Annotated in this window: 17 protein-coding genes and 1 pseudogene; 14 read left to right on the forward strand and 4 right to left on the reverse strand. The window is 69.5% G+C overall.

The annotated features are described in order from the left end of the window. The first annotated feature begins 10 nt into the window (after positions 1–10). A complete protein-coding gene (locus tag K0817_RS02770; RefSeq protein WP_219979833.1) occupies positions 11–907 on the forward strand; it encodes an alpha/beta hydrolase in 897 nt (298 codons plus the stop codon). 50 nt (positions 908–957) lie between these two features. Here K0817_RS02770 and K0817_RS02775 read toward each other — a convergent pair whose 3' ends face one another. Further along, a complete protein-coding gene (locus tag K0817_RS02775) occupies positions 958–1,689 on the reverse strand; it encodes a Pr6Pr family membrane protein (RefSeq protein ID WP_219979834.1) in 732 nt (243 codons plus the stop codon). 64 nt (positions 1,690–1,753) lie between these two features. Here K0817_RS02775 and K0817_RS02780 point away from each other — a divergent pair, with 64 nt between their 5' ends. From K0817_RS02780 to K0817_RS02820, 9 genes and pseudogenes are all read left to right on the forward strand, one after another. Beyond that, positions 1,754–5,131, forward strand: a complete 3,378-nt coding sequence (locus K0817_RS02780) for an FUSC family protein (protein ID WP_219979835.1) — start codon at positions 1,754–1,756, stop codon at positions 5,129–5,131. 111 nt (positions 5,132–5,242) lie between these two features. Beyond that, on the forward strand, positions 5,243–5,548 hold the full coding sequence (locus tag K0817_RS02785; RefSeq protein WP_219979909.1) for an urease subunit gamma: 306 nt from the start codon (positions 5,243–5,245) through the stop codon (positions 5,546–5,548). 23 nt (positions 5,549–5,571) lie between these two features. Further along, positions 5,572–6,420, forward strand: a complete 849-nt coding sequence (locus tag K0817_RS02790) for a sirohydrochlorin chelatase (protein ID WP_219979836.1) — start codon at positions 5,572–5,574, stop codon at positions 6,418–6,420. A gap of 25 nt (positions 6,421–6,445) precedes the next feature. Further along, a pseudogene (locus K0817_RS18660) lies at positions 6,446–6,757 on the forward strand (urease subunit beta); the annotation flags it as partial. A gap of 127 nt (positions 6,758–6,884) precedes the next feature. Further along, positions 6,885–8,609, forward strand: a complete 1,725-nt coding sequence (ureC, locus tag K0817_RS02800; RefSeq protein WP_219979838.1) for an urease subunit alpha — start codon at positions 6,885–6,887, stop codon at positions 8,607–8,609. Positions 8,610–8,612: 3 nt separating this feature from the next. Next, entirely contained in the window at positions 8,613–9,332 is a 720-nt protein-coding gene (locus K0817_RS02805) for an urease accessory protein UreF (protein ID WP_219979839.1), read from the forward strand. A gap of 47 nt (positions 9,333–9,379) precedes the next feature. Beyond that, complete coding sequence (ureG, locus tag K0817_RS02810; protein WP_219979840.1) at positions 9,380–10,015, forward strand: urease accessory protein UreG; 636 nt, start codon at positions 9,380–9,382, stop codon at positions 10,013–10,015. Beyond that, positions 9,982–11,091 (forward strand): urease accessory protein UreD, encoded by a 1,110-nt coding sequence (locus K0817_RS18665; RefSeq protein ID WP_219979841.1) that lies wholly within the window; start codon positions 9,982–9,984, stop codon positions 11,089–11,091. The genes ureG and K0817_RS18665 overlap by 34 nt, the downstream gene beginning before the upstream one ends. A 22-nt stretch (positions 11,092–11,113) precedes the next feature. Then, complete coding sequence (locus tag K0817_RS02820) at positions 11,114–12,037, forward strand: urea transporter (protein WP_219979842.1); 924 nt, start codon at positions 11,114–11,116, stop codon at positions 12,035–12,037. Here K0817_RS02820 and K0817_RS02825 read toward each other — a convergent pair. The 3 genes from K0817_RS02825 to K0817_RS02835 are packed head-to-tail and all read right to left on the reverse strand — an operon-like array spanning position 12,007 to position 14,991. Further along, positions 12,007–12,906 carry an ABC transporter ATP-binding protein gene (locus K0817_RS02825; protein ID WP_219979843.1) on the reverse strand — a complete coding sequence of 300 codons (900 nt, stop codon included), beginning with the start codon at positions 12,904–12,906 and terminating at the stop codon, positions 12,007–12,009. The two genes, K0817_RS02820 and K0817_RS02825, sit on opposite strands and share 31 nt — an antisense overlap. Positions 12,907–12,919: 13 nt before the next feature. Next, on the reverse strand, positions 12,920–13,912 hold the full coding sequence (locus K0817_RS02830) for an ABC transporter substrate-binding protein (RefSeq protein WP_219979844.1): 993 nt from the start codon (positions 13,910–13,912) through the stop codon (positions 12,920–12,922). A 17-nt stretch (positions 13,913–13,929) separates the two neighbouring features. Beyond that, entirely contained in the window at positions 13,930–14,991 is a 1,062-nt protein-coding gene (locus tag K0817_RS02835; protein ID WP_219979845.1) for an iron ABC transporter permease, read from the reverse strand. A 238-nt stretch (positions 14,992–15,229) separates the two neighbouring features. Here K0817_RS02835 and K0817_RS02840 point away from each other — a divergent pair, with 238 nt between their 5' ends. From K0817_RS02840 to K0817_RS02855, 4 genes are all read left to right on the forward strand, one after another. Further along, entirely contained in the window at positions 15,230–17,932 is a 2,703-nt protein-coding gene (locus K0817_RS02840; RefSeq protein ID WP_219979846.1) for a PQQ-binding-like beta-propeller repeat protein, read from the forward strand. Positions 17,933–18,095: 163 nt separating this feature from the next. Further along, complete coding sequence (locus tag K0817_RS02845) at positions 18,096–18,734, forward strand: TRAP transporter small permease (protein ID WP_219979847.1); 639 nt, start codon at positions 18,096–18,098, stop codon at positions 18,732–18,734. 3 nt (positions 18,735–18,737) lie between these two features. Beyond that, a complete protein-coding gene (locus K0817_RS02850; protein WP_219979848.1) occupies positions 18,738–20,018 on the forward strand; it encodes a TRAP transporter large permease in 1,281 nt (426 codons plus the stop codon). Positions 20,019–20,044: 26 nt separating this feature from the next. Beyond that, complete coding sequence (locus K0817_RS02855) at positions 20,045–20,488, forward strand: type II 3-dehydroquinate dehydratase (protein WP_253735138.1); 444 nt, start codon at positions 20,045–20,047, stop codon at positions 20,486–20,488. The last annotated feature ends 21 nt before the right edge of the window (positions 20,489–20,509 follow it).

Raw genomic sequence — 20,509 nt, forward strand, 5'->3', positions numbered from 1 at the left:
CCTCGCGCTCATGGCACCCATGGAGGACGACGGCATCGACGCCGTGCGGGCGATGCTCGGCGCGAAGGCACGCCCGGTCGGGTGGGTCGAGCGCCGAGCCCGGATCGCCGAGGTGGGCGGGGCATGGCCGCTCGCCGACGACATCGAGCTCGAGGCGGTCGACGCGGGTGGTGTGCCAGCGGAATGGTCGCGTGCACCCGGCGCCGGAACGGCGGGGGTGCTGCTGTTCCTGCACGGCGGGGGCTACTGCTCCGGCTCCATCGTCAGCCATCGGACGATGGCGGCGGAGGCCGGGCGCGCGGCCGGGTTGCCGACCCTGGCGGTGGACTACCGCCTCGCACCGGAGCATCCGTTCCCGGCCGCGATCGACGATGCGACGACGGCCTGGGAGTGGCTTGTGGCAGAGGGTCACCGGCCGGGCGAGATCATCGTCGGTGGAGACAGCGCCGGGGGCGGGTTGAGTCTGGCGCTCTGGCAACGGCTCCAGCGTTCCGGACGATCAGGCCCCGCGGGGCTGTGGCTGGTGTCGCCATGGACCGACCTCACCCTCTCGGGGGCGTCGATGGACGACAACGACGCCGTCGACCCCCTCCTGCACCGCGCCTACCTGGCCGAGCTCGCGGCGGCATACCTGCCGGCTGACGTTCCGCGAGACGATCCCCGGGTCTCGCCGCTGTTCGCCGATCTCACCGGACTGCCGCCGACGCTGGTGCAGGTGGGCACCGACGAGACGCTGCTCGACGACGCCGTCCGGCTCGCCCGCGCCGCGGCGGCGGCTGGAGCCGACATCCAGCTGCACGCGTTCCCGCGGATGATCCACGCGTTCCCGCTGTGGAACGCCGTGCTGGCCGACGCGCGCCGCGCCCTCACGGAATTCGGGGACTTCGCCCGGGCACGACTGCGGTGACCTCGGTCTCGCCGACCTGACCGCGCGCTGACCCGGAATCGCAGCGCCGGTCAGCCGAGGTCGACCGCGCTCTTCGCTCCGGGGTTCCGGTCGCGGTCGCGCACCAGCGACGGCAGATGGTGGTCGAGGAAGGTCAGCACGACCGCGATCATGACGCCGATCACCAGGACGATCGCAGAGTTGCGGACCGACTCGGCGAAGCCGATCGTCGCGACGTCCAGGAACGGGTAGGGGTACCAGCCGGTCACGGCGCCGTGGACGAACGTGTAGACCAGCCACAGCAGCGGCCAGATGAACGCGTAGGCGGTGGTGGACCAGGTCATTCGCGGACGCGGTCCGAAGATGAGCCAGCCGATGAGGGTCGCCCACGGCGCGATGTAGTGGAAGCCGATCGTGGCGACGAGAGCCCATCCCTGCGGGTCGACGAGCCGGGCGAGCACGGTCTCGTAGACGAGGCCCGTGATGATGATGCCGAGGAGGGCGTCGAAGCGCAGCACCCGCCAGAGCTTGCCGTCGCGGAAGATGTTGAGCGCCAGAGCGATCGACGTGCCGAGCACGAACAGGTTGCTCTGGATCGTGAAGAAGCTGAACAGGCGCACCAGGCGTGTGCCCACCGGCCCCGTCGCGTTCGTCCCCGAGTTGGCGTCCTGGCCGCCGGTCAGGATCAGCACGATCTGGATGATCAGCGCGATCGCGACCACCACCGCGATCGTGCCGTACCAGATCCGGGCGACGCGCTCTCGGACGTGCGTGGACTCTGTTGTCGCGATCGTCGCGCTCATGGCGTGGCCCCCCAAGGTCGTATGCGCCCGCGCTCATGCTAGCGGCGCCGCTAGGGTATGCGCCATGGACGTCGTATGGATCGTCGTCGGGGTGCTGCTGCTGGGAGTCACGCTCCTCGACGCGTTCCTCGCGGTGCTCAATTACGACCAGGCGGGCGTGTTCGTCGACCGCATCGTTCGCGCCCAGTGGGTGCTCCTTCGTGCGGTGACCCGGCGAGTGGGTCGGCGGTGGCGGCCGCTGGTGCTGCGTCAGGTCACCGGCATCCTGATCCTGATCACCATCCTGTGGTGGGTGGCGGGGGTGGTCTTCGGATTCGCGTTCATCTACCTCGGCGCCATGGGGATCAGCGGCGCGATCACGACCTCGACCGGCGCCGCACCGGACTTCCTCGGTGCTCTGTATCTGAGCCTCGGGCAGTTCGCGACGGTCGGCGTGGACAACATCGGGCCCAGCGTCGCGTGGCTGAACCTGATCACGGTGGCCGAGGCGATGATGGCGGTGGTGATGCTCTCGTTCATCATCACGTTCCTGGGCAGCGTGTACGGCGTCATCCAGTCTCTGCAGTCGCTGTCGGCGAACTTCTTCCGCGCCGGCACGGGCATCGCCGACCCCATCGAATCGCTCACCCCCTTCTTTCTCGACGGACGCTCGCGCTGGCTCGACGGCCAGCTGGATTCGATCCTCGGATCGCTCAGCGCGTACGCCGACGGCCTGGCGCAGAACCGTGCGGCCTACTACTTCCAGAGCGGCCGCGACCAGTTCTCGCTTCCGTTCTCGCTCTACATGACTTCCGGCGTCATCGGCGCGCTGCGGTGGGGGCTCCCGACGGGTAGCGATCCGTCCACCGAGCCGGGCGTCGTGCGACTCACCGACGTGTTCGAGGACTTCCGCGTGCGTCTGGAGCAGGCGCTGCGCCTTTCGCCCGATCCCACACCCGCACCGGTTTCGCGCACGCAGTTCGACCAGATCGTCGATGCGTTCCTCGCGCCCGGAAGGAACGCGCCCCTGGACCCCTGGGTGGTCCGCTTCCTCACGGTGGATCGGCGCATGGCGCAGCTGACTCAGTCGGATGCCGCCATCGATCGCGCCGATGCGCACCGGCGCTACACGACATGGCTGCCGTTCGAGTTCCAGGCGCAGGCGCTGCTGGCGGCGGTGGCGCGCGACCTCGACTACCAGCCGATCTACCGCCGGGTCGACGCGGCCGACGGCGCGTACGAGCTGCTGCCCGCGGACGTCACGCCCGCCACGCGCGTACGTGAACCGTCGGCGCTGCACCGCTTCTCATCGTGGATGCGGCGGCGTGCGCTGTTCGTCGACCCCGGCTTCGTGCGGTTGAGCGGCGCCGCGCGGACGATCGCTGCGGTCGCTGTGGCGGTGGCCGTCATCGTCCCACTCGCTCAGCTGACCGGATCCGAGCCCGTCTACGGGGCGGTGCTGGCGGGGCTGATCGCGCTGTTCGCGTCTCCCGCCGCGGTGGGCGCGCCGGCGGGCACGCGTCGCTGGCTCGGAATCGTCGCGATCGTGCCGACGGCGGTCGGCGTGGCGCTGGGTTCGCTGCTGCCGCGAGAGCCCCTCGTGACGGTCGTCGCGATCGCCCTCATCGCGGCGACCGCGGTGTGGCTGAGACGGTACGGCACCCGTGCCGGGGGCCTCGGCCAGCTCGGCTTCATCGCCTTCTACTTCAGCTTGATGCTCGGGCTCGGCGTCGCCGACGTGTGGGGAGGGCTCGTGGCGGCCGGGGTGGGTTTGGTGTGCAGCTGGGCGGCGAATCTCCCGCCGGGTCCATCGCTGCACCGCAGGCTGAGCAGTGGTGTCGACGCGGTGTGCGAGCGCACCGCGTCGCTCCTGGGCACGATGCTCGATCTCGTGGCGACGGGCCGCCGCGACCCGCGGCTCGTGCGCATTCTGCGGCACGAGCTCGCGTCGCTGCAGACGGCGGCCGAGGTGACCGCCGGACGCCTCGACGGCGCGGTCACGCCCGGCCTGTCTTCGGATCGCGCGCTGGCGCTGCGCGTGAGGATCTTCGATGTTCAGCTCGCGGCCGAGAATCTCGCCACGCTCGTCCCGGTCGTCGGCAGCGTCGCGCTCACGATCGATCAGCGCGCCACCCTGTCGGCCGAACTGGCCGACGGGCAGGCGCACCTCGCGTCGTTCCTGCCTCGACCTGGTCGCGGCCACTCGCCGGTCTCGCCGCCTTCGCCTACGGACAGCGTGACGCCGACGGACGGATGGCCGGCCGACGCCCGCCGCACGCGTGCCGCGATCGCCGAGCTGCGGGTCGCCGTCGATCGGCTCCAGCAGCTGCGGGAGGGCGCGGACGCCGCCGCCCACGAGCGGCTCGATGAGGGCATCGAGTTGCCGGATGCCGCGGCCGCCGCAGTGGCCGGTGCTCCGGCGATCTCGGCGAGGAGCACCCCGGCCACCGCCTCTGGACGGCTGGCGGTCCAGGCGGGCATCTCGACCGGGCTCGCCCTGCTCTTGGGAAGCCTCGTATCGACCAGCCATCAGTACTGGGCCGCGATGCCGGCGTTCGCCGTGCTGAGCGGCTCGGACGGCGAGACCCGGACGAAGGCCCTGCAGCGGGTGCTCGCCACGCTCGCCGGCGCGACCATCGCGTTCGGGCTCGCCATCTTCGCGGGTCATTCCCCCGCGGTCGCCTTCCCGCTCCTGATCGCCAGTGCCTTCTTCATCGCATTCCTGCGTCCGATCGCGTCGGTGTGGACGGTGTTCTGGCAGACGATGCTGCTGGCGACGATGTACGACGTGCTGGCCACCTTGAGCGTCGAGACCGTTCAGGTGCGCGTGGTCGAGACCGCGATCGGCGCGGTTGTCGCGGTGGTGGTCTCGGCCATCGTGCTCCCCACCCGCACACGCGTCCGGCTGGGGGACGGCATGCGCGACGTCGTTGGTGCTGCCCGCTCGCTCTCGGACGAGATCTTCGAGAGAGCCGACGACGGCACGCTCGCCCGGCGTGACATCGGCGCGGGACTGCAGAGTGCCGCCGAGCGCCTCGCGACCCTCGAGACGCTCGCGAGGCCCGTGCGCCGCAACCCCGGTTCGCTGCGGCGCAGCGGTATCGAGGCGCAGCTGACTGCGCTGTGGTCGGTGCTGTACTACGTGCGCCGTGCGTCGAACGAACTGCGTGATCTCGACCAGGACGCGCTCGCCGCCATCGACGTGTCTCGGCTCGCTCTCGCGACGTCCGACAACTTCGCCGCCGTCGAAGCGGTGCTCTCAGGCGAGCTGCCTTTACGGCTCCAGCAAGCGGAGCAGCTGGACGTCACCCGCGCCGATGTCTCCGACGCCGCTCGTCGGTGCGTGCTGCTCGTGGTGCGGCTGAACCAGGCGCTGCTGTCTCTCGTCGACGCGATCAGACCGGGGACCGTCGCCGCCATGACGGCTTCCCATCCCGCCGCCACGGCCGTCGACTCCAGATGAACGGGCGAAAAAAGGTGCACTCCATGCCTCGCCAGACATGCATGGGGCATGCCAGTATGACTGCTGGGAGTCCCGTTCGGGGTGGCCGGGACCCATGATGCAGGAGTTGACATGGATCTGTCTCCGCGCGAGATCGACAAACTGCTCGTCTACCAGGTCGCGGAACTCGCGCGCCGGCGCCGGGATCGTGGCACGAAGCTCAACGTGAGCGAGGCGCAGGCGCTCGTGACCGAGGCGATCCTCGAAGGTGCTCGCGACGGTAAGACGGTCGCCGAATGCATGGAGCTCGGCAAGACCATCGTCACGGTCGACGAATGCATGGCCGGTGTGCGCGAGCGCATCACGCTCCTGCAAGTCGAGGCGACCTTCCCCGACGGCACGAAGCTCGTGTCGTGTCACGATCCGATCGGCGGCTGAGCCGTGAGGGCCGAGGCGCTGCCGTGCGCGTAGTCCTCGTCGGCGGGCACGAGAGCTCGGACGGCGGCGACCTCGTTCGCTTCGACGACGTCGACGAGCGGGTGAGCATCGCCACACCGGGCCGCGGACTGCACAACAGCCTCAGCGCCTTCCTGGACGAGGGCGAGACCGTCGTGGTGCTGCCGATGACCTTCGGCCGCAATCCCACGATGGTCGCCGACACGGCCAAGACGCTCAGATGGCTGGCGCCGCGGCATCCGGCTCAACTCGCTCTGACCGCACCCTTCGGCCAGCCCGACCATCTCGTCGCCTGGCTGCGGACCGCCGCCAACCGGGCGCGAGCCACCGATGCCGACACCGCGCTGCTGATCGTGGCGCCGCCCTCGAATGCGTTCGACGAGGCCGAACTGCACCGCATCGCCTATCTCGTGGCCGCGCACGGCGCCTTGCCCGAGGTCGCGGTCGCGATCGCCGACGACGTCGACGCCGTGTCAGCCGCGGTACAGCGGCTGCGCCGGCTGGGCGCGTCGCGCGTCGCTGCGGTGCCTGCCGGCTTCGCCGAGAGTCTGCCGGTGTCGGATGCCGAAGACCTCGGTCCGCTCATGAGCCACAGCGCGGTCCGCCGCGTGATCCAGACCCGCGTCCGTGACGCGCTGGCCGCTCTCGCCGCCGGCAGCGACGGGATCGACCAGGGGCTCGCCGCCGACCACGACCACGGATACGCGCACTCCCACGCCTTCGAGGAGAGCCAGGGGCACGGCCACTCGCATCCACATGCCCACCCGCACACCCACGCGGACGGCACCACCCATACCCACTCCCACGCGGACGGCGACGAGACACTCGCACCCGCGCACGCACATCAGCACTGAATCGGCAGCCGGAGGAAGGATCATCATGGTCAGCAGAAGGCCGAAGTATCTGCACGGCGACGAAACGATCGAAATCAACGCCGGCCGCGCGTCGGCCACCATGCGGGTCACCAACACCGGCGACCGGCCGGTGCAGGTCGGCTCGCACTTCCACTTCTTCGAGGTCAACCCGGCCATGAGGTTCACGCGCGACCAGGCGTGGGGCATGCACCTGGACATCCCCGCCGGTACCGGCGTGAGGTTCGAGCCGGGCGAGACCAAGGAGGTCACGCTCGTCGCCGTCGCCGGGGCCCGGCGGGTGGTCGGCTTCAACGGCCTGGTCAACGGCGGGCTCGATTCCGCCCAGGCCCGCACCACCGCGCTGCGCCTGCTGGGCGAGCGGGGCTTCGAGAACGGCGAACCGTCGGCAGCGCCGACCGCGCCGGCCGCGACCGGATCCGACACGAAGAAGGCGAGCAACTGAAATGGCCGTCATCCCTCGCAGGCAGTACACCGACCTCTTCGGCCCGACCGTGGGCGACAAGGTGCAGCTCGCCGACACGAACCTCATCATCGAGATCGAGAAGGACTACGCCGCCGAGAGCTATGGCGACGAGATCGTCTACGGCGGCGGCAAGTCGGCACGCGACGGCATGGGCGCCGATCCGCTGGCCAGCCAGACGCAGGGCGCCCTCGACCTCGTGATCACCAACGCCATTGTGATGGATCCGATCCTCGGGATCGTCAAGGCCGACATCGGCGTCAAGGACGGCCTCATCGTCGGCATCGGCAAGTCGGGCAACCCGCAGACCCAGCACGGCGTCGACCCGAAGCTCGTGGTCGGTCCTGGCACCGAGGTCATCGCCGGCGAGCACCTGATCGCCACCGCCGGCGCGATGGACCCGCACGTGCACTTCATCTCGCCGCAGCAGGCGTACGCCGCGCTGTCGAACGGCATCACGACGCTGTTCGGCGGCGGCACCGGCCCGACCGACGGCACGAACGGCACGACGTGCACCCCCGGCGCGTGGAACATCCACCGGATGCTGCAGGCGTGGGACGAGTTGCCGGTCAACGTCGGCATCCACGGCAAGGGCAACGGCTCCCTGCCCGAGGCCCTCATCGAGCAGATCGAGGCGGGCGCGGGCGGGCTCAAGGTCCACGAGGACTGGGGGAGCACTCCGGCGGCACTGGACCAGGCGCTGCGGGTGGCCGACGAGTACGACGTTCAGGTCGCGATCCACACCGACAGCCTCAATGAGGCGGGTTTCGTCGAAGACACCATCTCGGCGATCGACGGACGCACGATCCACACGTTCCACACCGAGGGCGCCGGCGGCGGGCATGCTCCCGACATCATCCGCATGGCGGGGCAGAGCAACGTGCTGCCGTCCTCGACCAACCCGACGCTGCCGTACACCGTCAACTCGATCGACGAGCTGCTCGACATGGTGATGGTGTGCCACCACCTGTCGTACGACAGCCCCGAAGACGTCGCGTTCGCCGACTCGCGCGTGCGCGCCGAGACGATCTCGGCTGAGACGGTGCTGCACGATCTCGGCATCATCTCGATGTTCTCGTCGGACTCGCAGGCGATGGGCCGCATCGGCGAGTCGGTCACCCGCGCCTTCCAGACCGCCCACCACTGCAAGGACAAGCGCGGCAAGCTCCCCGAGGACGCCGAGGGCAACGACAACTTCCGGGTGCTGCGCTACCTCGCCAAGGTCACGATCAATCCCGCGATCACCCACGGCATCTCTCAGTACGTCGGTTCGCTCGAGCCCGGCAAGATGGCCGACATCGTGCTGTGGCCGATCGACACGTTCGGCGCCAAGCCGAAGATGGTGATCAAGGGCGGCCTCATCAACTGGGCACTCATGGGCGACCCGAACGCGTCGCTGCCCACGCCGCAGCCGGTGTACTTCCGGCCGATGTTCGGCGCGCTCGGCCAGACGCTGCACCAGACCCGCGCGACGTTCGTCTCGAAGGTCTCGATCGAGAAGGACGTGCCCACGCAGCTCGGCCTGAAGAGCCGCATCCTGCCGGTCACCGGGGCCCGCTCGATCGGCAAGGAGGACATGGTGCGCAACAGCAGGACGCCGGTCATCGAGGTCGATCCCGAGACGTACAAGGTCACGGTCGACGGTGAGCCCGCGCACATCGAGCCGGCACAGTCGCTGCCCCTGACGCAGCTGTTCTTCCTGGTCTGAGGCATGTCCCGATCCGACGTGGATTCGCCGGTCGCCCGGCTGCTGGTGAGCCTGCAGCTGAGCGACTCGGCGTTCCCGAGCGGCTTCTACACGATGTCGCACGGTCTGGAGGGCTTCCATCAGCGGGGTCTGGTGCGCCCGGCCGAGGTCGGCGATCTGCTCGCCGACCTGCTCACCGCCGCAGTGGGGCCGGGGGATGCCACGGCGCTGGCACGCGCCCACGACGCGGCAAACCTGCGGGATTGGGATGCCGTCACCGACGTCGACCGGATCCTCTTCTCCTCGAAGCTCAACGCCGAGCTGCGCGTCGCCAGCACGCGCAGCGGTCGCCAGCTGGCCGACATCGCGAGCGAAGCGTTCGCGGACGGTCCGGGCGCGGAAGACATCGCGACGTGGGCGAACCGCGTGAAGACGAAGGAGTCGCCCGGGTGCCAGCCCGTGGTCACGGCCGTCTGCTACGCGGCCACCGGCGTGCCGATCGCGGAGGCCGTGGCATCCGACCTGTTCGCGTTCGCCGTGAGCTTCGTCGGTGCGGCGCTGCGACTGCGGCTCACCGACCACCGCGGCGCGCAGGTGCTGCTTCGCCGTGCGCAGCCGGTCATCGAGGCGGTCACCCTCGATGCGATCGCGCGGCCGCTGCGCGACATCGGCGGTTTCGCGCCCGTCGCCGACATCGTGTCGGCCGGCCACGAACGCGCCGAGGCGCGTCTGTTCACCACCTGACCGGTGCCGGCCCCGAGCCGGCGCCCTATGAGAGGAAGCATCGCGACATGAGCGAGAACGTTCTGCGAGTCGGGATCGGGGGGCCCGTCGGCTCCGGCAAGACGGCACTCACCGAGGCCCTCGTGCCCATCTTCCTGGCGGCGGGCCGAACGCCCGGCGTCATCACCAACGACATCTACACCCAGGAGGACGCGCAGCACGTGCGGCGCGAGCTCGCCGGCATCCTGGATCCCGAACGGGTCGTGGGCGTCGAGACCGGGGCATGCCCGCACACCGCGGTGCGCGACGACCCCACCATGAACCTCGCGGCGGGTGAAGAGATGCTCGAGCGCTTCCCCGACATCGACACCCTGATCTACGAGTCCGGCGGCGACAACCTCACCCTGACCTTCTCGCCCGCACTGGCCGACGTCTTCGTCTTCGTGCTCGACACATCCGAGGGGGAGAAGATGCCCCGCAAGCGCGGACCCGGCATCACCGAGAGCGACATCCTCGTCATCAACAAGATCGACATCGCGCAGTACGTGCGCACCGACCTCGGCGTCATGGAGCGCGACGCGCATGCGGTGCGCAGCGGCAAGCCGGTCGTGCTCACCAATTCGCTGGACGGCACCGGGGTGCGCGAGCTGTTCGACACGATCATGGCGGTGTGGCACGCCTCGAAGGGCGAGCTGGTCGCGTGAGCGCCGACGCGCCGGTGCTGACGGCGACGGAGGCCGACGTCCCGGCTCCGGCGCAGGACGCCGGCGCGCCCGTGGATCCGGCCGCCACTCCGGACGCCCCGGTCCTGTACGGCGGGCCCCGCCTGCAGCCGGCGCACTTTGAACCCGCGCACGTGCCGTCGGAGGTGGCCCGGTACGGCACCGCGGCGCACACGCTGCCGGTGGGCAGTCCCGGCAAGGTGGGCATCCTCGAGCTCGAGTTCGCGCTGCGAGGCGTCGGCGAGGCACGCCGCACCGAGCTCGTGCGGCACTTCCAGAAGTCGCCGTTGCAGATCATGCAGCCGCTGTACTACAACGTGGCCCGGCCCGACATGCCTTACACCTACCTCATGACCGCGGGGGGCGGCATCCTGCACAACGATCGGCAGCGGATCGACCTGGTCTTCGGTCCGGGCACGTCGGCGCACGTGACGACGCAGGCGCACACCAAGGTGTACCGGATGGAAGCGGGCTATGCGACGTCGCTGGTCAACCTCGAGGTGGGAGAGGGCGCGTACGTCGAGTACTTGCCCGACCCCCTCATCCCCTACATCGATGCGCGCTTCTATCAGCGCACCGCCGCGACGGTACACCCGGACGCGACCCTGATCGTCGGCGAGACCATCTACGCCGGACGCCTCAGCCGGGGCGAGCGCCACGCGTACGCCGTGCTCGCGAGCGACCTCGAGGTGACGCGGCCCGGCCCGGCGGGCATTCCGGTCGCGCTGGACCGGGTGCGTCTGGTTCCTCGAGATGGCCAGGTCGGCGGACCCGCCGTGCTGGGCGCAAGGGATGTCGTCACGAGTCTGTACGTGGTGACGTCTCGCGTCCCGGCGCGAGAAGTCGCGAATGCGCTGCACGACACCGTGACACGGGCGCTCGCGGATTCGGCCGATGAGTCGGCGCGGGCAGGAGTCAGCATCCTCCCCCACGACGCCGGTGCCTGGCTGCGGTTCGTCGGCGACGACACCGTGACCTCGGCCGTGGTGGCGTCGTCGGCAGCCGCAGCGATGCACGAGCTGATCACCGGGCTGCCGGCCCCGGCGATCCGCAAATGAGACGGAAGGCGCAGGCCCGACAATGAGCACGGTCGCACTCGGTACCGGACGAACCGGGGTCTTCGGCCTCGTGCGCGGGCCGTCGCAGATCTACTTCCAGCAGAATCTGGTGAGCGGACTGCTCATCCTGGCGGCCTTCTTCGTCGCGGATTGGCGCATGGGACTGCTGGCCGTGCTCGGTGCGATCGGCGGGATGCTGGGCGGCCGGGCTGCCGGCTACCGCCGCGGCGACATCTCGACGGGCATGCAGTCGTTCTGCGGCACGCTCGTCGGCGCCGCGGTGTTCGCGGCGCTCGGCGGCGCCGCGTGGTGGTCGTACGTGCTCGCCTTCGCCGGCGGCCTCGCGACGGGACCGGTGACGCGGCTCGTCGACGCGCTGTTCACCCGCACGCCGCTCAAGCGCTACCACCTGCCGTACACGACGGCCCCGTTCGTGATCGTCGCGACCGTGATCTTTCTGACCACGACCACGACCGCGCTCGCGGTGCCGGCGTCGGCATCCGATCTTCCCGATGATCCGGTTCCGGCCTTCCTGCTCTCGATCCTCACCAACGTGTCGCAGGTGGTGCTCATCGACAACGCGGTGTGCGGCGCGCTGATCCTCGTGGCACTGTTCGTCGCGAGCTGGCGGGTGGGCCTCGCCGCTCTCATGGGCAGCGTCGTCGGCTCGGTCGTCGCGGTGGCGATGGGGGAGCCGTGGAGCGAGATCGCCAACGGCCTGGCGAACTACTCGGGCGTGCTCACAGCGATCGCGCTGTCGGTGACGTTCCTCAAGAGCTCCACTGCGTCGTGGCTTTACGCACTGCCGTGGGTGGCGGTGACCGCGGTCGTGACGCTGCTGATGCATCGCGCGGGCGTCGTGACGTACACGTGGCCGTACATCCTCACGACGTGGGTGGCGCTCATCGTCGCGACCTACATCCGGGGGTTGACCCGCTCCGCGTGATCAGGAGCCGGGATGCCGGCGCCATCGGCGTGCTTGGGGGTGTCGGTGTGCTCGTGGGTGTCGGTGTGCTCGTGGGTGCCCGTGTGCTCGTGCGCCAGGGGCACACCGTGGGAAGGCGCGCGGAAGAGAAGCTGCAGACGGCCGTCGCCGGCACGCACGGCGTCGATGCGGATGCCGTAGACGGGCTCGAGGACGGCCGGGTCGAGCACCTCTTCGGCGTCGCCCGCAGCGACGACCCGCCCGCGGTCGAGGAGCACGAGGCGATCGCAGTACCGCGCGGCGAGGTTGAGGTCGTGCAGCACGACGACGGTGGTCACCGCCAGTTCGCGCACCAGGCCGAGGATCTCGTGCTGGAAGTGGATGTCGAGGTGATTGGTGGGCTCGTCCATCAGCAGATGCGTCGCCTGCTGGGCGAGCGCCCGCGCGATGAGCACGCGCTGCCGCTCCCCGCCCGACAGGTCGCCGACGTCACGATCGGCGAGATGCTCGGCGCCCACGCGGCGCAGGGCCTCGGCGGCGATGTCGATGTCGGCCGCGGATTGGCGCTGCAACGCACCCTGGTGCGGCGCCCGGCCGAGCAGCACGGTGTCGGCCACCGTCAGGGGCAGCTCGCCGTGGACCTCCTGCGTCACGACCGCCACGATGCGGGCCAGCTCGCGCGGCGAGTAGGTGCCGATGCTCGCGCCCCCCACCGCGATCTCGCCTCGGTCGGGCACCAGGCCGCGGTAGAGAGTGCGCAGCAGGGTCGTCTTGCCGCTTCCGTTCGGTCCGATCAGTCCGACGACCTCGCCCGCAGCGGCCGCCAGTGCGACCTCGCGCAGCACCGCCGCGCCGTCGTACGAGTGGCTCACGCCCTCCGTGGAGATCATCGAGCGCTGCCGTTCATGAGCCGAATCGTTCCACGATGAGCTCGAGGCCGTCCACTGACAGCGGCGTGGGCGGTTCGGTGAAATTGAACAGCTGCAGGAGGACGTCGCCGTTCTCGAGAGCCCGCAGCGCTTCGCTCCCCGGCAGACCCGCGATCTCTTCGGCGACACCGTCCTCGCCGCCCTGATGCAGCAGGATCAGCACGTCGGGGTCGCGGGCGATGAGCTCCTCGACGCTCACCTCGAAGACGCGTTCCGCGGCGTCGGAGAAGACGTTCTCGAATCCGGCGGCCTCCAGCTGCGGCTGCGACATCGAGCCACGGCCGTAAGCGTAGAGCGGACCGCCACCGACCGACGGATAGAGCACCGCAGCGGTGCGAGGCGCGACATCCGCCGTGTCGCTCATCACCGCCGCGACGCGCCCCTGCAATGCCCGCACCAGAGACTCGGCCTCGTCCGATCGGTCGAAGATCTCGCCGTACATCCGCACCTGGTCGTACAGCGTGTCGAACGACGCGTCGCCGACGCCCGACGGGCAGTACACCGGATGGATCAGCGCGTTCACTCCGCTGTCGCGGAGCGCCTCGCGGGTCACGCCTTCGGGCAGGCCCAGCGCGAGATCGGGTTCGTGCGCGAGGACGACCTCGGGCGACATCGTGAGATGACCCGAGGCGTCGATGTCGTCCGACAGCGAGTCGATCCCCTCGATGCGGCGTGCGAGGTCGGCGTCGTAGTAGCCGTTCGGGAAGGACCCCGCGCGCGCGACGACGCGGTCGAGCACCCCGAGCCCGTCGAGGATCGTGACCGGAGCGCTCTCGAGCAGGATCACGCGCTCCGGCGCGGCGTCGAACACGACGTCCTCGCCGCAGTTCGTCACCGTGAGCGGATAGCGGGTGCCGCCGCCCGGCGCGGTGCCTTCGGCCTGGGGTGCTGACGTCTGGGCGCACCCTGTGATGACGACGGCGAGCACCGCGAGAGCGGCGGCGACCAGACGATGGCGGCGACTCATGGATCTCCTCGGGCGGTTCAGACTCGTCGCGCGTACATGCGGCGGACGAGGACGAGCAGGAACGGAGCTCCCACGATGGCCGTGAGGATGCCGATCGGCAGCTCGCGGGGCTGCATCACGGTGCGGGCGAGGGCATCGGCCCACACCAGGAACAGCGATCCGAGGAGCGCCGTCACCGGCAGCATCCGCGCGTGCACCGAACCGACGAGGCGGCGCGCGAGGTGGGGCACGACGAGGCCGACGAATCCGATGGCCCCGGCCGCGGCGACCGCCGCGCCGGTGCACAGCGACACCACGACGAGCAGCACCACTCGGGTGCGCTCGGGGGCCACGCCGAGGGTGAGCGCCGTCTCGTCGCCCGCCGCGATGGCGTCCAGTCGGCGGCCCGTCACCAGCAGGGCGGCCAGGGTCACGGTGACCACCACGAGCACGACGACCAGGACCGCGTCCCAGCGGGCCAGAGCGAGCGAGCCGAGGAGCCAGAACATCACCGAGCGCGACCCCTCGGCCGAATCCGACGCGAAGATGAGGAAGCTCGTCGCGGCCGAGAGCGCATAGCCGACGGCGACACCCGCGAGCAGGAGGCGAAGCGACGTCACGCCGCCTCCGGTGCGGGCGATGAAGTAGACCAGGAGTGCGGCCGCCAGCGCTCCGAGGAACGCGCTCGCGGGCAGTGCGTACTCACCGACGACGGCGCCGAAGCCGAACAGGATCGCCCCGGCGGCGCCCGTCGAGGCGCCGCCCGAGATGCCGAGCACGTACGGGTCGGCGAGCATATTGCGAACCATGGCCTGCAGAGCGGCGCCGCACAGTGCCAGGCCCGCGCCGACGGCGATGCCCAGCAGCACGCGCGGGACACGGACGTTCCAGACGATCGCCTCCTCGGCGGCCGTCCATGACGCCTCGGCAGGAACTCCGAACAGGTGATGGCCGACGATCGCCAGGATGTCGGCCGGGGCCACGGGCACCGGGCCGATCCCGATCGCCAGGAGCGCCGAGACTGCGAGGGCGGCGGCGAGGAGCACCGTCCACCGCGTCGTCCGGTGGCGGGCGCTGCGAGCCGCTCTCGCGAGCGTCATGGGCTCGGGGGGTACCGGCTCGGCGATCGTCCTCACGCCTGCTCCCCCCGGCTCGACTCGCGGTCAGTGCGACGGTATCGCATCCGGAGTCCGCGGTGTCGGCGCGGGGCGGTGCCCCGCTCAGGCGGTGTACCACTCGGTGGGCCGCAGCCTTGTCGGCGCGGTCACCACGCCTTAGCGTCCTGGTCACAACGCCTAGGCACGCCCATCGGATCAGCGAGGATCAAGGAGTCAACGCATGCGCAAACGTCTGACCACCAGGCTGGGGGTTGCGGGGGTCGGGGCACTGCTCGTGCTCGCACTCGCGACACCCGCGTACGGTCTCGTACCACCCGCCGAACCGGACGCGCCGAGCGCCTCGGAGAGCGACGGACTCACTGGCCTCGAGCCGACCGGAGCAGACATGCCGACCGTCGGGGGCAACCTCGGCAATCAGCACTACAGCGGGCTGACCCAGATCGACAAGACCAATCTCGACCAACTGGCGCCGGCGTGGCGCACTCACGTCTCCGCCGTGGCGCCGGCGACGGATGACGTGGGCCAGCAGACCACGCCGATCGTCGTCGACGGCGTCCTCTATCTCGACACCCCGAGCGGCGGAGTCATCGCCGTCGACGGCACCTCGGGCGAAGCCGTGTGGAAGTGGGAGCCGACGGAATTCGAGACCGCCGGAACGCGCCGCGGCGTCTCGGCCGGCGAGGGCAAGATCTTCACCCACGCCGACGGCGATCGCGTGGTGGCCCTCGACCAGGCCACGGGCGAACAGGTGTGGGTCGTTCAGCCCACCGGTCCGGAAGGCGAGTTCCTGGGCAACCTCGAGCGCGTGGCGACCGTGTACCACGACGGCCTCGTATACGCGCACGCGGCCAACGGCGATCGCGCCGCGGTGGTCGCGCTCGATGCGAGCGACGGCAGCTATGTGTGGCACTTCTTCGGCGGACCCGACCGCGACGCGGTGTACACCGACGTCAACGGCAACACGGTCGCCGCAGGCGAGACGTGGGGTCCGAGGCTGCCCGACGGGACGGACTGCGCGCTCGTGGGCGGCTCGACCCCGTGGATCCACGGCGCGGTGGATCCCGAGCTCGGCATGTACTACATGACCTTCGGCAACGCCCGCAGCTGCACTTCGTCGCAGAACGGCTCATTGCGGCCGGGCGACAACCTCTTCTCGAGCACGCTGGTCGCGGTGGACTCGACGACCGGCGACTACAAGTGGCACTACCAGTCGATCCGTCACGACGTGTGGGACATGGACAACGTGCACCCGCCGACCCTGGCCGATGTCGAGGTCGACGGACAAGAGCGCAAGGTGCTCTTCTACGGCAGCAAGTCCGGCCACCAGTTCGTCCTCGACCGGACCGACGGTGAGCCGGTTCTTCCCGTGGTCCAGAAGTCGATGATCACCGACTCCCGCCAAGCGCACGCCGACACCCAGCCCTTCCCTGCGCAGCGACTGCTGCCCGAGTGCCTGGTGTGGCAGAAACTCGACCCGCACAACATCCCCGGAGACCCGTGGCGCGCCGTGCCCAACTACAACGGCTACCAGCCCGACGCTGACGGCGACCTCGTCTTCAACCCCGACAGCTACGTCGCCGCCGACGAACCCTTCCTGACCTACCCCGAGGGCTCGTCGGGGCACCGCGAGGGCTGCATGTACGACCCGCAGTGGGATCTGCCGATCCTCTCGACCACCAGCCAGAACGGCGGTGGGGACTGGTCGAACAACGCCTACAGCCACAGCACCAACCTGGTGTACTTCCCGTACGGCACGAACCCCGTCGCCCACTGGAACGGCGCATCCGCCAACGGGCAGCGTGCCATGGGCCAGTACCAGACCGGCGGCATCCTCGCCTACGACGCCTCGACCGGCGAGGTGCGGTGGCGTAACCATCTGGGCACCGACATGTCGCACGGTCAGGGACCGCTGGCCACGGCATCCGATCTCGTCTTCGTCGGTCAGATCGACGGCCGGGTGCTGGCGATGGATGCCACGACCGGAGAGGTCCTCTGGGACTTCCAGACCGGCTCGGGCATCGCCGCGGCGCCGGTCACCTATGAGGTGGACGGCGAGCAGTATGTCGCGGTGTTCGCGGCCGGCTCGACGAACCCGTACGGCGGCTCTGTAACCCGGGGCGATTCGCTGTGGGCGTTCAAACTCGGGGGTTCCTACACCACCGAGTCGGGCAGCCAGGAGGGACCGTCCACCGCGCCGCTGTCGATTCGTCGCCCGATCAGCGGTGCTGCCGTCGCGGGCGATACGGTCGGCAACACGGTGCTGCTCGCGCGCAGCAGCCGTACCGCGGACACCGCTGTCGCCCAGGATGCCACCGCGCAGAGCGCGATGCAGCCGACGCACCTCCGCGTGCCGGCCGGCACGACGGTCACGTTCCTCAACCCGGGCGCAGAGACGTTCCCGAACTTCCCGAACCTCAAGCCGCATTGTGCGACGCAGTTCTTCGAGGGCGAGTTCAACGTCAAGCTGGAGCCGGGGGAGAGCTACCAGCACACCTTCGATCGGGCAGGTGAGTACTTCTTCAACGACTGCACCGACCCCCGGCCGACCGGCAAGATCGAGGTCTATCTCGACCCATTGGAACAGCCCGGCGCGTTGAGATTCACACCCGCCACGCTGAACCTGGGGTCGCAGACCGGGATCTTCACCGGCGTCGAGGGCGTCGCCACCGCCCACTTCGCGCTGCCGGAGGGCTATGCCTACGACAGCGGCGCCGTGCTCATCACGCCGCTGTCGCAGACGCCCATTCCCGCCGTGAAGGTCACCGCCAACAAGAACCGGCTGATCGTGCGGTTCGACAAGGCCGCCGTCGACAACAACGTTCCGACGGGTGAGGTGACGCTCACCGTGCAGGCGTATGTGACGGGCGCCGACGGGACTCAGCAGCTGCTGAGCTCGACAGCAGCGGTCACCGTCGTCAAGTAGCCATCGACACTGCAGCGCCGGACGGCGCGCATCCGTGCGCGCCGTCCGGCGCTGCGGTGTCCCATTCGTCGAAACACGATTTTGCAGACGCCCGCCTGACGATCCAGAGTCGCAGGGGCGGCCGGCATCAGTGGGCGGGCGCGCACCAACAAGGAGGTTGGCCATGGTGCCTGACAAGGACCGCGACGAGCCCGGCGACGGCGAGCGGCAAGCGCGTGAGGGCGCCACGGAGCGCGAGCAGTCGATCTACGGGCACACCGACACGTACTACACCGTCCCCAAGCTCAACCAAGGGGTGCCACCGGACCCCGCGATCATCCGCGGGCTCTCGGCCGTCGAGGTCACGCTGGGCGTCGTCCTCTTCGCCCTCATCGTGATCGGCGTGATGTATCAGGTGATCGGGCGGTACATCCCGGCGCTCGCATGGGTGGGAGCCGGCGAGCTCGCGCTCTTGTCGATGGTCGCGATGACGTTCATCACGACCGGCTACCTGGTCGGTCGCAACGGTCACATCGTGCTCGAGGTGTTCGACCAGCTGCTGGCCGGCAAGAAGCTGTTCGTCGTCCTGCGGGTCATCTCGGCAGTGGTCATGGTGATCACGAGCCTGGCGCTCGTATACGAGGCGTTCGTGAAGATCGAGGCCGAATGGGGCCGAGCCAGCGCCGCGATGCACGTTCCGCTCGGCGTCCTCTACATCTTCGCCTTCATCGGCTTCCTCTCCGCTGCGGTGCACTCAGGCTTCAAGATTCCCTACGCCCACCGCCCCGAACGCAAGCTCGACATCTCCGAGATGGAGGGCTAGGCCTTGGACCTCTGGCTGTACCTCCTCCTGCTCGTCGTCCTGCTTCTGCTGCGCGTTCCCGTCGCCTTCGCGATGATCGCGCCCAGCATGCTCTACTTCTACAGTCACGGACTGTCGTCGGGCTATGCGATCTCCTCCATCGTCAACGGCATCAACAGCTTTCCGCTGCTGGCGGTGCCGCTGTTCATCTTCGTCGGCACCATCGCGAACCACCTCGGCATCGCCACCAGGCTCTACGACTTCGCCAAGGCGCTCCTTCCGCGCCTGCCCGGCAACCTCGCGTACGTCAACCTCGGCACCGCCATCGGGTTCTCGTGGATCAGCGGGTCGGCCCTCGCTGACGCCGCCTCGACGAGCAAGGTGCAGATCCCGCAGATGCTCAAGGCCGGCTACCCGTACGGGTTCTCGGCCGGACTCACGGCCTCGGGCTCGCTCATGAGCACCGTGATGCCGCCGAGCATCCCGGCGGTGCTCTTCGCGGCGACGGCATCCATCTCTACCGGCGCGCTGTTCGCCGGGTCGATCCTCCCGGCGGCGCTCATGGCGCTGGGCCTGGCGGCATACATCTTCGTGTGGGTACGTCTGCACCCCGAGGTGGCGACGAGCCGACGGTTCGACGGCCGGATGCTCGGCAAGGCCGCCGTGCGCGTGATCGGGCCCATGCTGCTGCCGGTCATCATCCTCGGAGGCATCTTCAGCGGGTGGTTCACCCCGACCGAGAGCGCCGGCATCGCAGCGGCATACATGCTGCTGCTCGGTGTCATCTACCGCACGCTGACGCTGCAGGCGTTCTGGCGGGCCGCCAAGGAGACCGTCGTCATCTCAGGCGGCATCCTGCTGATCCTGGGGGCCTCGAACCTCATGGGGCAGGTGCTCGCACGCGAGCAGGTGTCACGCAATCTGGGCGAATGGCTCGCTGCGCTCACCGACAACCCGATCGTGTTCCTCCTGCTTCTGAATGTGCTGCTGATCCTCCTCGGGATCTTCCTCGAGGCGCCCCCGGTGATCCTGGTCCTCGTGCCCATCCTGATGCCGATCATCGGCCAGTTCGGGATCGACCCCGTACAGCTGGGGGTCATCATGATCCTGAACCTCATGATCGGGTCGCTCACGCCGCCGGTCGGCGCGGTCCTGTTCGTGGTCGGGTCGATCACGCGAAGGCCCATGGGCGAGCTGTTCCGCGGCATCCTGCCCTTCCTCATCCCCCTCGGGATCGTGCTGCTGCTGCTGACGGTGTTCGAGCCCATCGTCACCATCGTGCCGACGCTACTCGGCCTGATGTGATCCTGGATCAGCGAAAGGAACGCTCCGTGACCAGACCACTCTTCGTGCTCAACGGGCCGAATCTCAACATGCTCGGACAGCGCGAGCCGGAGTTGTACGGCAGTGCCACGCTCGACGATGTGCGGGCCGACTGCACGCGCGTGGCGGGGGAGCTCGGCTTCGATCTGTTCTTCGCCCAGTCCAATGCCGAGCACGAGATCATCGAATGGCTGCACGACGCCTACCGCGAAGAGGCGACCGTGGTCATCAATCCCGCCGGGTTCAGTTTCCGCTCGATCCCGCTGCTGGACGCCCTCCGGATGCTGCGGGCCCCGGTCGTCGAGATCCACATCACGAACATCCATGCCCGCGACGAGGCCCACCGGCACTCCCTCGTGTCTTCGGTGGCGAGCACGGTGATCGCCGGTGCGGGCGTCTACGGCTACGAGCTGGCGATCCGCGCGGCCGACCGGCTCACCGGCGGAGGCTGACAAGGTTCCGCCTGATCGGAT

Source organism: Microbacterium sp. HD4P20, assembly GCF_019449275.2.
GTDB lineage: Bacteria > Actinomycetota > Actinomycetes > Actinomycetales > Microbacteriaceae > Microbacterium.